This window comes from Candidatus Kirkpatrickella diaphorinae (assembly GCF_025736875.1).
In the GTDB taxonomy this organism is placed as follows: domain Bacteria; phylum Pseudomonadota; class Alphaproteobacteria; order Acetobacterales; family Acetobacteraceae; genus Sorlinia; species Sorlinia diaphorinae.
In genome coordinates, this window is sequence record NZ_CP107052.1 from 448,761 (window position 1) to 462,189 (window position 13,429).

Annotated in this window: 10 protein-coding genes; all 10 read right to left on the reverse strand. The window is 59.5% G+C overall.

Annotated features, from left to right (window positions below; genetic code table 11):
- Positions 1-38 precede the first annotated feature (38 nt).
- The gene (ligA, locus tag N5W20_RS02005; protein WP_319807263.1) at positions 39-2,084 is read right to left on the reverse strand and encodes an NAD-dependent DNA ligase LigA; all 2,046 of its coding nucleotides are present in this window, start codon (positions 2,082-2,084) and stop codon (positions 39-41) included.
- Complete coding sequence (gene recN / locus N5W20_RS02010; RefSeq protein WP_319807264.1) at positions 2,081-3,790, reverse strand: DNA repair protein RecN; 1,710 nt, start codon at positions 3,788-3,790, stop codon at positions 2,081-2,083. The genes ligA and recN overlap by 4 nt, the downstream gene beginning before the upstream one ends.
- A 79-nt stretch (positions 3,791-3,869) precedes the next feature.
- Entirely contained in the window at positions 3,870-4,745 is an 876-nt protein-coding gene (locus N5W20_RS02015; protein ID WP_319807265.1) for an outer membrane protein assembly factor BamD, read from the reverse strand.
- A 73-nt stretch (positions 4,746-4,818) separates the two neighbouring features.
- Positions 4,819-5,892 carry a UDP-3-O-acyl-N-acetylglucosamine deacetylase gene (gene lpxC / locus N5W20_RS02020; protein WP_319807266.1) on the reverse strand — a complete coding sequence of 358 codons (1,074 nt, stop codon included), beginning with the start codon at positions 5,890-5,892 and terminating at the stop codon, positions 4,819-4,821.
- Positions 5,893-6,017: 125 nt separating this feature from the next.
- The gene (ftsZ, locus tag N5W20_RS02025; RefSeq protein ID WP_319807267.1) at positions 6,018-7,457 is read right to left on the reverse strand and encodes a cell division protein FtsZ; all 1,440 of its coding nucleotides are present in this window, start codon (positions 7,455-7,457) and stop codon (positions 6,018-6,020) included.
- A 281-nt stretch (positions 7,458-7,738) separates the two neighbouring features.
- Positions 7,739-9,115, reverse strand: coding sequence for a cell division protein FtsA (gene ftsA / locus N5W20_RS02030; protein ID WP_319807268.1), 1,377 nt, complete (start codon positions 9,113-9,115; stop codon positions 7,739-7,741).
- Positions 9,116-9,143: 28 nt separating this feature from the next.
- Complete coding sequence (locus tag N5W20_RS02035) at positions 9,144-10,157, reverse strand: cell division protein FtsQ/DivIB (protein WP_319807269.1); 1,014 nt, start codon at positions 10,155-10,157, stop codon at positions 9,144-9,146.
- Positions 10,154-11,101, reverse strand: a complete 948-nt coding sequence (locus tag N5W20_RS02040) for a D-alanine--D-alanine ligase (protein WP_319807270.1) — start codon at positions 11,099-11,101, stop codon at positions 10,154-10,156. Before N5W20_RS02040 ends, N5W20_RS02035 begins: the two co-directional genes overlap by 4 nt.
- Positions 11,098-11,994, reverse strand: coding sequence for a UDP-N-acetylmuramate dehydrogenase (gene murB / locus N5W20_RS02045; RefSeq protein ID WP_319807271.1), 897 nt, complete (start codon positions 11,992-11,994; stop codon positions 11,098-11,100). Before murB ends, N5W20_RS02040 begins: the two co-directional genes overlap by 4 nt.
- Positions 11,991-13,427, reverse strand: a complete 1,437-nt coding sequence (murC, locus tag N5W20_RS02050; protein WP_319807272.1) for a UDP-N-acetylmuramate--L-alanine ligase — start codon at positions 13,425-13,427, stop codon at positions 11,991-11,993. The genes murB and murC overlap by 4 nt, the downstream gene beginning before the upstream one ends.
- Positions 13,428-13,429: the final 2 nt, after the last annotated feature.

The window sequence follows — 13,429 nt, forward strand, 5'->3', positions numbered from 1 at the left end:
CCTTCGAATTGTGACGCTGCCAAGATAAAACGCATATTTCATAATCCTGCACGGCGACGCCATTCAACTTCATCGATTTGCTCGATACCAAGTTCCTGCGCTTTTTTAGCTTTGGAACCGGCTTTTTCACCTGTTACAACAAGGTGTGTTTTGCTTGAGACACTGTCTGACACTTGCGCGCCCAGGCGCTCCGCAATGGCCTTGGCCTCCGGGCGTGTCAATGTCGTCAACGTGCCGGTAAAGACAATCGTCTTGCCTGAAAAAGGGCCTTCCTGCTTTTCCGCGGCTGGCGTGATGTCAAGTTGCGCCCTTAAATCCTCAATCGTCTCCAGATTGCGTGGCTCCGTGAAGAAATTGACCAACTCCAACGCAATTGCGGTGCCGATCCCCACAATAGAGCCCAACGCCAGGCGCGCATCCGACCCGATTATGGCGGCTTCCTTCATCGCCTGACGCCATGTTTCATAATCCCGATAATGGCGAGCGATCAGTTGCGCATTGCGCACGCCGATGCGCCGGATGCCCAATGCGTACATAAATCGCGCAAAAGGGATGACTCGTCGTGCGTCAATCGCCCGGAAGAGATTATCAGCGGAGAGGTCGCCCCAGCCCTCAAGCGCAACGATCTGATCGCGATGCTGCGCGAGCCTGAAAATATCGCCGGGCTTCTCAATCAAGCCCAGCTCAAACAGCTCGTGAATGCTGCGTGTCCCCAACCCCTCAATATCCATCGCGGTGCGGGAGACAAAATGAATGAGGCGTTCAATGATCTGCGCCCTGCAGGTCAGCCCCCCCGTGCAACGCAGCACGGCTTCGCCCTCAGCGCGCTCAGCCAACGCACCGCAAACCGGGCAATGAGTCGGGAAGACAAATTTCTCACCACGCGCACGATCCTCCTCTACACGCGCGACGATCTTCGGGATGACATCGCCCGCGCGCTCAATGCGCACAAGGTCACCGGGTCGCACATCCTTACGCTCAATTTCCTGCTCATTATGCAATGTCGCGCGTGACACAATGACGCCGCCAACATTGACGGGCGCGAGATGTGCGGTCGGTGTCAGTGCGCCGGTTCGGCCCACCTGGATCTCGATCGTGTTAAGACGTGTCACAGCCTGCTCTGCCGGAAATTTCCACGCTGTGGCCCAGCGTGGCGCCCGGCCGACAAAGCCCAGCCGGTTCTGCAGGGTGAGATCATCCAGTTTAATGACGACGCCATCAATGTCGTAGGGCAGGGTGGCGCGCGCCTGTCCGATTTGATCCACTTCCGCCGCGACGTCGGATGGGTGTGACAGGCGCATCCGCAAGGGATTGACGTCAAAACCCCATTTCTGCAATTTTTCAAGATAGTCCCAATGCGTCGCCGCGACGGGCGATGAAGCAAAGCCCTGCGCATAAGCGAAGAAGGACAATGAGCGCTCCCGCGTGACTTTTGAGTCGAGCTGACGGAGGGAGCCGGCTGCGGCATTGCGCGGATTGGCGAAGGGGCGTTGCGCCGCCGCCTGCATGGCTTCGTTCAGTGCGAGGAAATCATCTTTACGCATAAAAACTTCGCCGCGAATCTCAATCTCATCCGGGGCGTCATCGGGGAGGGTGGTCGGGATCTGATCAATCGTGCGGATATTTTCCGTCACATTCTCACCAACCGTCCCATCGCCGCGCGTGGCGCCGATGGTGAGTTGACGGTTGACGTACGTCAGATTGATGGAGAGGCCGTCAATTTTGGGCTCTGCAACAAATTGCAGGCCGCGGAAATCCTCCTCAGAAAGCCCCAGAAAGCGATTGATGCGCTCCAGAAACTGCTCAAATTCCGCCAGATTGAAGACATTATCGAGTGACAACATGGGCACGCGATGTTCTGACTTACGAAACCCGCTGGAAACCGGCGCGCCGACGCGTTGCGTCACGCGGTCCGGCTTGCAGAATTCCGGATAGGCCGCCTCTATTTCGAGGGCTCTCCGCCGCGCGGTATCGTATGTGGCGTCATCAACGACCGGTGCGTCTTCCTGATAATAGGCGTGGTTCCATTCTTCGAGTTGCTGTTCGAGCCGCGCATATTCTTCGCGTGCTTTCTCCGGCGTCATTTACCCTGTCCCAATAAACTATCGGCAGCCCCGCGGGCGGCCTCGGTCACTTTCTCACCGGCAAGCATACGTGCCAGCTCCTCGCGACGTTCTTCCGGATGGAGGCGGTGCGCCATGGTTCCCGTCCGATCCTTCACGACATTTTTCACGATGCGAAAATGGTGATCCGCTTTCGCGGCAATCTGCGGGCTATGCGTGACGGAGAAGACCTGAACGTTTTTCGCGATATCACCCAGCCTCTCCCCGATCGCGGCGGCAGTGGCACCGCCGACCCCGGCATCGACTTCATCAAATACCAGCGTTGTCATGTCCGAACGTGCCGCAAGCACCACTTTCAGGGCCAGCATAATACGGGAGAGTTCACCCCCGGAAGCGACCTTCCCCATCGGGCTGGGTGTCTGGCCCGGATTTGTCGCGATCAGAAACGAAACACGCTCTTTACCGCGCGCGCTCCATTCCGCTTCAGGGAGGGGCAGGATCGCGACTTCGAAACGTGCGCGCTCAAGCTTAAGGGGGCGAAACTCGGTCTCAATGGCGGATTTAAGCGCAAGGGCGGCTTTCTGACGGGCCCCCGACAATATGGCGGCGGCGTCATCAAAAGCTTGCCGCGTCTCCCGCACATTCTGATGCAACCGGGTCAGTTCCAACTCCCCGATATCAAGCGTGCTGAGCCGCGCCTGTAAATCAGCGAGAAATTGCGGTAGCGCCGCGACCGATATGTGATGTTTGCGTGCCGCCGCGCGCAGGGCGAAAAGACGTTCCTCCGTGGCTTCCAACTGCGCCGTATCAAGCTCACTCTCCTGCGCGAGGCGGGAGAGGAGGGTTTCCACCTCGGCCACGGCCTCCTCCGCTTTTTCCAGCGCGACCATGACATCCTGCCCTTGTGCCAGACGCGGTGAGGCCGCTTCGCTCTCCGGCACGGCTAGGCGGGAGAGGGCGCGACTGGCTGCGCGCAGGGCGGTGGCGGGGCTGTGACTGCGGCGATCGCGCGGGTTAAGCTCCGCAAGGGCGGCATTGACGGCCTCGATCTGTCTTTCTTCGCGCTGTAGATTTGTCCTTTGCGTGACGAGTTCATCCTCCTCAGCTTCCTGAGGGGCGAGGGTGGCGAGGTCACTCACGGACTGTCTCAACCATTCCTCTTCCTCCCGCGCGGCTTTCAGGCCAGCCTCCGCAGTCTGCGCGGCGGATTGCGCGGCTTGATAGGCATGGTAACCAGCCGCAACCTGCGTCAGCAGATCTGTCGGGATACGGAATTGATCGAGAAGGTCGCGATGCAGGGAGGTATCGGTCAGGGTGATCTGCTCATGCTGGCCCTGAATTTCAACAAGAAGCGCGCCAAGCCGCTTTAACAGAGCGCTGCTCACGGCCCGGTCAGAGATGAAGGCGCGGGATTTGCCATCTTTGGAGACGACGCGTCGGAGGATAAGAGGCTCTTCATCCGGGGCAACATCCACGCCATGTTCCTGAAGCAGAGTGAAGGCGGGGTGCGATTCGTGGATTTCAAACGTCGCGGAGACGGAAGCCTGCGCTGCACCGTGGCGCACCAGCCCCGCCCGTGCTCGATCACCCAAAGCGAGGCCGAGACTGTCAAGCAGGATTGACTTGCCCGCGCCCGTCTCGCCGGTAAATACCGTCAAACCATTTGCAAATTTCAGATCAAGCTTTTCGATAAGGACAACGTCGCGAATGGAAACTTGCGTCAGCACGAAAGCCGATCCTTATCCCTTGCGCGCGCATGGGCGGCGCGCCCCTCGACTTTCATACGCATCGGGAGGAGGAACCGTTTTAAAAAATCCAGTTCCATGCACGCTTGAAGAAGTTCGGACGTTCTATTTTCGGGGGGACAGAGCCCTCTTTCGTGATCAGGCCGTTATAACGCAATGTGTCATAAGCGCGCTCATACCATCGGCTGCGCGGGTAGTTATAGCCGAGGACGGAGGCCGCCTTGCGCGCATCATCCGTTAAGCCGAGCTGGAGATTGACCTCCACCAGTCGTTCTAAAGCTTCAGGCACGTGATTCGTCGTCTGGAAATCATCGACGACGCGCTGATAACGCCCGATTGCAGACTCGTAATTACGTTGCTTCTGGTAAAAACGCCCGACAAGCATTTCCTTGCCCGCAAGGTGATCACGGCACAGATCGATCTTGAGCCGCGCATCGCGTGCATAGGCCGTCTCGGGGTAGCGTGTTACGACCTCCTGCAAAGCGCCGAGCGCCTCAAGCGTCCCCTGCTGGTCACGATCCACCGTGCCGATTTCTTCAAAGAAACAGAGCGCGCGCAGATAATAGGCGTAAGCGGCGTCCGGACTGGTGGGGTGAAGGAGAAGGTAGCGCTCAAGCTGCTGAACCGCCTGCGGGTAGGCGTTCTGCAGATAGAAGGCATAACCCTCCATCAACTCGGCATTACCGACATAGCCTGAATAAGGGTAGTTTTGCTGCAAGGTTTCGAATTGCTCACTCGCCAGCTTGTAGCGACCGGCATGCAGGGCATCGATACCGTAATTATAGAGTGTTTCCGGGCTGCCGACCGTTTTCGGGGCAGGTGTGTCGTCATGGTGAGCGCACGCCACAAGGGCGAGGGCACTCAGGACGGAACAGGTCACAACGCTGGAGCGCGCCCGCTTGGCGCTTCGAAATTCAAAATCGATTTTCACGTGCATGCCGACTCTTCCGGTGATCTGAAATCTTATAGCATGCCTCCGCTATTGCGGAAGCCCCAACACGCAATGAAAACTAGGCGACGGCGTGGAGGGGTGCATTGACGCCATGAAGGGGCGATATCGCACGCCAATTGGCCTTGTCGGCGAAAACGGCACGAAGGAGCCGGTTATTGATGTCGTGCCCGCATTTATATCCGACGAATTGCCCCTCAATCGGAGCGCCTGTGAGATACATGTCCCCGATCGCATCGAGGATTTTATGTCGGGCGCATTCATCCTGATATCGAAAACCCCCTTCATTGAGGATTTTGGCGCCATCGACCACAACAGCATTATCGAGGGAACCGCCTTTCGCCAGCCCGGCTTTACGCAGCGCCTCGATTTCCTTCATATTGACAAAAGTGCGGCTCTCACAAATGTCGCGGCGGAAAATGGCCTCTGACAAAGTGATGTCCCGATGCTGAAATCCGATCGCCTGCGCGGAGAAATCAATTGAGACGCTCAGGCTGAAAGCGCCTTCCTGCGGGCGCAACTCAGCGAATGCACCGTGCAATCCCGTGACACGCACGACACGTTTGACGGAAATAATCGGGCAGGGTGCGCCAAGATTTTGTCGCCCCGCACACCGGATGAGAAAATCAAACGCGGCGGAGGAGCCATCAAAAACCGGTGTTTCCGGTCCATCGAGCGTGATCAGCGCATTTGTGATGTGATTGGCATGAAGCGCCGCCATAAGATGTTCAATCGTGGCAACGCGTATGTGCGGCGCATCCGCAACCCCGATGACGGTGCTGAGGCGCGTGTCGATCACATGGTCATAAAGCGCGGGGATAAGCGGGGAGCCCGGTAGATCCGTACGCTGAAAGCAGATGCCGAAGCCCGCCGGTGCCGGCAAAAGCGCAAGATTGACCTCATGCCCCGAATGAAGCGCGACGCCGCGGCAATGAATGGGATTGGCGAAACTCGTCTGATAGCGAAGGGAAAGATGACCCTGCCCGTGACCATGACGGTTTGCGGGGGAGAGCGGCGCGTCGAGATCGCGTGCTTCCTCAGGTGGCGAACCGGCCAGACCGTGCATGACATTCCCCTCAGGAGTAGTTGATGCGCCGGGGCGCAGTCTTTCTTTTACGCCGGGAGAATGGCGCATGCCAGTCAAGCTTTGTTGCCAAATGTTACGTTGCCGGGGGATTTGAAACCATTTTCTCAATGGCTTCCAGGGTGAGAGAGGGCCTTTCACGTGTCAGAACGCGTCCGGCCCTCCCTAAGGCTGCTTCAACGATCCCGGCGGAGGAAAGCGGGGATATCGAGCGCTTCATCATCATTCGGATCAAGCTGCGCCTGACCCGGTTTGAAATCGGCGCGCTCCACGATCGTTGGCTCCGCGCGGACAGGCGTTGCGTCCGACGCACCGTTCGGGGCTGGTCTTCCCCGCAGGACACCGGTTACCAGACCCATGAATCCGCGGGAATGCGGGGGCTCAGGCGCCGGCTGCGCCCCGGAGAAAAGCCCGGAACGCGGGGAGGGCGCACGCACCGGCTCAGTCGGGCGCATCGGTGCGGCGGCAGTGCGCGGTGCCTCCTGAGACGCGGATGGCGGGGGGGTGACGCTTGCGCCTCCGGAGATATCACGCTCTGAGGTGGCGTCGCGCTTCTCATCGCTCGCGCCCGCATCTGACTGCGCCTGGGAGGCAGCTTTCTCAGCCTCTGCGGCGCGCGCAGCCTCCATCGCGGCGGCGGCCTTGGCGGCGTCAATACCGGTTGCAACGACGGAAACGCGGATGCGGCCATTTAACTCCGGATCAATGGCGGACCCCCAGATGATCGTCGCATCCTCGGCGACTTCCTGCCGGATGCGCTCCGCCGCCTGATCGACTTCATAAAGCGTCATATCGTCGCCGCCTGTGATGTTGATCAGCAGCCCGCGCGCCCCGGCCATCGATGTATCATCAAGAAGCGGGTTGGAGATCGCATCATTTGCCGCCATCAGGGCGCGGTCTTCACCCTCTGCCTCACCTGTCCCCATCATGGCCTTGCCCATTTCAGCCATGACCGTGCGGATATCGGCGAAGTCAAGATTAATGAGTCCCGGCGCCAGCATCAGATCCGTCACGCCGCGCACGCCCATATAAAGCACTTTATCCGCCATCTTAAAGGCTTCGCGCAATGTTGTGCGCTCAGACGCCATGCGGAAGAGATTTTGATTGGGAATGACGATCAGCGTATCGACATATTGCTGCAATTCAGCAACCCCGGCATCAGCCAGGACCTTACGTTTCTGTCCTTCAAAAGCGAAAGGCGTGCTGACAACCCCGACCGTCAGTATTTTGCGCTCACGCGCCATTTTCGCGATGACCGGGGCGGCGCCTGTCCCTGTGCCGCCACCCATACCGGCCGTCACGAAAATCATGTGGGCACCCTCAATGTGGCGGGTGATCTCATCCGCGGCTTCCTCCGCTGCGGCGCGCCCGATTTCCGGCTTTGCGCCCGCGCCGAGGCCCTGTGTCAAATGTGGCCCTAATTGCACCCGTCGCTCCGCCTTGGCATTGGCCAGAGCCTGGGCGTCCGTGTTGGCAACCACAAATTCGACACCCTGTAGTTGCATCTCGATCATGTTATTGACGGCATTCATCCCGCCGCCGCCGACGCCAATAACCGTGATTTTGGGAGAAAAATCGGAATGGGTGAATTGCGGGGCGGTGAGATTGAGCGTCATTTGGAATCCAGAGCCAGAATCGGGTTTGCGAACTATCAATATTTGGCGGGGAGCGCATCCTCGCGCGCACTCGCGTCAAATCTTTGAGGCCAGTCAGACCATTTATAAAAGGTCCTGCTTACTTGAAAAGGCTTTAAAAGGTGTTCCAATAGTAAACTCCCATTCCATCAAGCAGGCAAGGCGTGGCGGGCCTGTCTACCCTGCGCGTGTGGTTTATCGCCCTGTGGGGCGCGCCGCACGCATGAAGTTTGCCAATAAATGACTCACCTCGCGGACCTGAGTCATCCTCGTAATCTTTGAATGAAGCGCAACAGAGCGTGCTGAGTTCGCGGCTCAGGTGAATAAGCGTCCTTGAAATTTGCATCCGCCCCCGTCGCCCAGGCCAATAAGCCTGACGCCGTGGCGAACCCGGCGGCATTTGCGCCCGTTTCCGGCAGGCCGGAAATATGCATGGGGCGTCCCAGTCGAACCGGTCGATTGAGGATGCGCGCGGCGGTCAGGCCCAGCCCTTCGAGAAGGGAGGCCCCGCCCGTGATCACCACCCGCTCTCGCGAGGCGCGGCCGAAACCGGCCTCCGCGAGGCGGTCACGCACCAGTTCCAGCGTTTCTTCAATCCGCGGCCGGATGGCGGTGACGAGGCGCGCGCGTGAGACGCGATTGAGGGAGCCCGTGCGCTCCCCGATCAACTGAACCGGAAATGTATCCCGCGAGTCTTCAATCGCGACATCGGCCGCGCCATATTTCGTTTTGAGACGCTCCGCCTCATCCAGGGAGACGGAGAGGTAACCCGCCAGATCGCGCGTGACATGCAGCCCCCCTACCGGGATGAAACTCGTATGCAGCAATGCGCCCTCACCAAATACGGCGATGGATGTCGTCCCACCCCCCATATCGATCACGGTCGCGCCGAGGTCACGCTCATCCTCCGCGAGAACAGCCAGACCGGAGGCGAAAGGCGCAGAGACAAAATTGCGCACTTTGAGTTCCGCACGTGAGACGGCGGAAGTCAGGGTCGCCAGCGCGTTGGAGGCAGCGTCGACCACGTGCAGCCGCGCCGTCAATTGCTCACAAAGCTGTCCGCGCGGGTCAACGAGCCCGCCAATATCATCGACGATAAAGCCGATCGGCATGGTGTGTATGACGCTGCGCCCCTCCGCCACGGCGCGCATCTGCCCTTCCGCCACGACGCGCTCCATATCCGCTTCCGTGACTTCCCGCCCGCCAATCGGCATGCGCGCGTTATAAAGGTTGCTGGTCGGCTGCCCGCAGGAGAGATTGATGGTAACTTCATCGAGGCGGCGATCAGCAGCCTCTTCCGCCTGGCCCACCGTGGCACGAATGGCGCGCTCTGCCTCCGCAAAATCAATGACCGTGCCATTTCGGATACCGTGGGATCGCCGCCATCCATAGCCGAGGATGCGTAACATACCATTTGTTTCCGCACGCCCGATCAGACATGTCATTTTTGTGGAGCCGATATCCAGCACGCCGAAAACGCCAGGGCGAACGTAGCGTGGCGGCGGTGGCTCATCCAAAGGAGGCAATGACAGGATTTCGCTTTCAGCGCGGCCTGACGATTTGCGCGCGATTGAGCGCTCCTCCGGCGGTACGGCGGTGCGGTTTGAAAGCATCACGGGTTTCTGCGGATTATCTGTCATGATGTTGCGTCGCGCTCAGCCAGTCTCGTCAGGGCGTCAAAGGGAGAGGAAGCGTGCGGCCCGAAAAAGGCGGCGCGCGGGGCGGTGTCGGAACATTGTCTCCATGTGGGGACTTATCCGGCGGATGGCCATCGGACGGCGCTTTTCCGGGGGCTGCATGTTGCGCTTTGAGGAGATCCTGCGCCGCATTATTGCTGACAGATTGAGAAGGCGGCAGGCGGATCACCATGCGATCAGGGAGACGCATATCGATAAGGGGGACGGGGCGTTCTAGCAGGCGAAATTTCTGCTGATAGCTTGTCAGGCGCTCCAACGCTTCCCGCTCATGCCCTTCGGGGAGATAAATCTGCGTGCCATCCTTCAGCAGAAGCGTCCAACGACGATGCCCCACCCGGATGGAGGCGGCGACAAAAGGCCGGACGACCGGCGCGTCGGCTAAAGCGGCGAGGAAATCCGGCGCCGCCTTATCCGCCCCGTCACCCACCACAAGCGGAAGCGACATAAAAGCCCGGACGTGATCACGCAGCCCGAATGCATCGGCAATCTGCTCCCCATCCCGGTTGATCAGCATAAATTTGCCTTTGATCTGCCAGATGGCCAGCGGGTCACGTTCCTCAAGCACGATGCGCACTGTATCGGGCATACGCCGCTGAACCGTGACATTTGAGACAAACAGCAACGCACTCAGACGTTTCTGCGCGTCCGCAATTGCAAAACTGAAAATGGGTTTCCCGCGCGCTGCGCCCAAAGCTTTTTCCACCTCCGCCCGCGATGTCAGTCGCGCACCAATAATATCGATGTGGTTGATGGGTAATAAAGTATGGTCCTCCAACCAGGATCTGAAAATATCGTTCCGCGATTGTGAAATCTGCTGAAAAAAAAGGTAACCGCACCCGCCCAGCACCGCGACGAGGAGTGTCACAAAGATAATCTGCGGCGCGGTGCGCCGGACGCGCCGCAGAAACATCGCGATGCGGGAGGGGCGGTCCTGAAGATAGACGTCGCGTGCCGGCGGCTTTCTCTCTGATCGAGCCCTTGTCATCCCCGCACCTTGCGTCGACCCCAGGCCTCCTGCACGATCCAGTCGCAAAGTTGGGAAAAATCCATCCCGCAATGGGCCGCCTGCTCGGGCAATAACGAGGTCGGGGTCATGCCCGGTTGCGTGTTGACTTCAAGAATGACCAGTCCGCTTTCCGACCGCGACTCATCATATCGGAAGTCCGCGCGCGTGGCGCCGCGGCAGCCCAGAGCCGCGTGGGCCTCTCGAGCATAGCGCAGCGCATCCTCAAAAATCCGCCCGGGTATGTCGGCTGGCAAACTGTGCCGTGATCCACCGGCAGCATATTTGGCGTGGTAATTGTAAAACCCGTCCTGCGCGGACTCAGCCACAATATCCGTGACGGTGAGGGGGCGCTCGCCCAGCACGCTGACAGTCAATTCCCGCCCTGGGATGAAGGCTTCAGCCAGAAGGATGTCACCGTAGGCCCAGCCAGACGCAATATCCCGTCGCTGTGTCGCTGCATCATCACCTTTGATGACATGCACCCCGAAAGACGAGCCTTCCGCGACGGGTTTGACAACATAAGGCGTTTCGAACGGATGTGCGGCGGCAAGTTCTGCCGGGGTGAGGAGTTTGCCCGGTGCGATGGGGATGCCAGCCGCCGCGAAAATCTGGCGCGAGGCGACTTTATTCATGGCGAGAGAGGAGGTGCGTATGTCGCAATGCGTGTAAGGCAGGTCCAGCCATTCCAACACGCCCTGAATGGCGCCATCCTCCCCGAGTGGGCCATGAAGGTTATTGAAGACCACATCCGGCGTGCAGGCCCGAATTTCCTGGATCATGGCGGCAATATCTGCACCGACATCAATCAGGGTCGTGGCATAACCATGTGCTTGCAGGCCGTCCGCCACGGCGCGGCCGCCTCTCAGGCTGACATCTCGCTCATGGCTGATGCCACCATGCAGGATCGCGACGTGAAGGCTCATCGCGTTTCTCCCAATCTTTTAATTTCCCAGTCCAACTGTACCTGCGCATGTTTCAGGACTTTCTGTCGCACCGTCTCGCCAAGCGCTTCAAGGTCCGCACTGGTAGCGTCACCGAGGTTAAGGAGAAAGTTACAATGTTTTTCACTGACCTGCGCGCCCCCGTGCCGAAGGCCCCGGCACCCCGCCGCGTCAATCAACGCCCAGGCCTTCTGGCCTGTCGGATTGCGGAAGGTTGACCCGCCCGTTCGCGCCCGCACGGGCTGACTTTCATCGCGTTGCGCTTTGATCTCAGCCATGTGGGCGCGGATCTTGACGGGCTCCGCGGGCTTGCCGTTCAGGGCGACGCGCAGCACGATGGCCCCTTCCGGCAATGTCGCGTGGCGATATGAGAATTTGAGGTCAGCATGGCCTAACCGCTGAACATGGCCCCGCCGGTCCATGATCTCCGCCCAGCTCAGAACCTTACTTGTGTCGGAACCGTGCGCGCCGGCATTCATGATGACGGCACCGCCAATGGCGCCCGGTATGCCGATCATGAATTCCATTCCCGAAAGCCCCCAGGCGGCAGCCTGCTCGGAGACTGTCGTGTCGAGAGCGGCCGCGCCTGCAATCACATCATCACCCTGGCGCATCACTTGCGCGAACGCGCCCCCAAGACGGATGACGAGCCCCTTAATGCCGCCATCGCGTATAATCACGTTGGAGCACGCTCCGAGCACGGTGACCAGCATGCGCGGGTCAAGCTGTCGGAGGAGCTGGGCAAGATCCTCACGATCCGCCGGGGTGAAAAGCGCCTCAGCGTTCCCCCCCGTGCGGAACCAGCTTCTCGGGCCGAGGGGCGCATCGAATTGCAGGCGGCCCCTGACTTTGGCCTGTCGAAGGCGCGCCATCATCCGGAGACAGCCTTGATCGTTTTTTTGGGAGACAGCGCTTCAAGCTGCGATGGAAGGGCCTGGGCCCAATGTGTGATCGACCCCGCGCCAAGACAGACGACAAAATCACCGGGTTTGGCGATGACATTGATCATCTCAGCCAAATGCTCCGGCCCCGGCAGCGGCACGACGGAATGATGCCCGCTGGCCCGCAAGCCCTCTACCAGCGCATCACGGTCAAATCCCTCAATCGGCTGTTCATTCGCGGCATAGACATCGGCGATGATGACGGTCGTGGCGTCATTCATGCAGGTGCAGAATTCATGGAACAAAGCTTTGAGGCGGGAATAACGATGTGGCTGCACGACAGCGATAACGTGATGCGCTCCGGCCTGGCGAGCCGCGCGCAGAACTGCCGCGATTTCAATTGGGTGGTGACCGTAATCATCGATAATGGAAACGCCATTATGCTCCCCCACCCGGGTGAAACGACGTTTGACGCCCCGGAAGGTCGCGAGGGCTGAGCGGATCGTGTCGTCGCTGATATCCATTTCCGTCGCGACAGCGATCGCGGCGAGGGCGTTCAGGACATTATGCTGGCCCAGCATCGGCAGGCGGAAAGGCCCGGCCCGCCGCGTCACTTTGCTGGCACGATTGGAGACGACCACCTCGAACGTCGCCCCAAGGCGGTCCGCAACGAGCTTCTCGGCCCGGATATCGGCCTGCTGGCTGAAGCCATAAGTGATGATGCGGTGATCTGACAGGCGCGGAATCATTCGCTGCACCTCCGGGTGATCGATGCATAAAACGGCGAAACCGTAAAAGGGGATATTGGAAATGAACTGATGGTAGGCCGCCTGCATGGCCTCCTCATTTCCCCAATGATCGAGATGTTCCGGGTCCATATTTGTGACGACAGCAATAACAGCCGGAAGACGGAGGAAAGACCCGTCACTTTCATCCGCTTCGACAACCATCCAGTCCCCGGACCCCATGCGGGTATTTGTGCCATAGGCCTCGATGATCCCGCCATTGATCACGGTCGGGTCAAGGCGTGACTGCTCAAGCACCGCTGCGACGAGGCTGGTTGTGGTTGTTTTGCCATGCGTGCCGCCAATCGCGATGGACCAGCGCAGGCGCATCAGTTCCGCCAGCATCTCTGCCCGGCGCACGACCGGGATATGGCGCTCCCGCGCGGCGACGACTTCCGGATTGTCCCGCCGCACGGCGGTTGATGTCACGACAACCTGCGCGTCACCCAGATTTTCCGCTGTGTGGCCGATTTCAATATGGATGCCCTGATCACGCAGGCGCAAAACATTGTTATTTTCCGCAATGTCGGAGCCCTGGACCTTATATCCGAGCAGATGCAGAACCTCGGCGATGCCCGACATGCCAATGCCGCCAATACCGACAAAATGCAGGGTGCCAATCGAGAGGGGAAGCGCGCGCATGT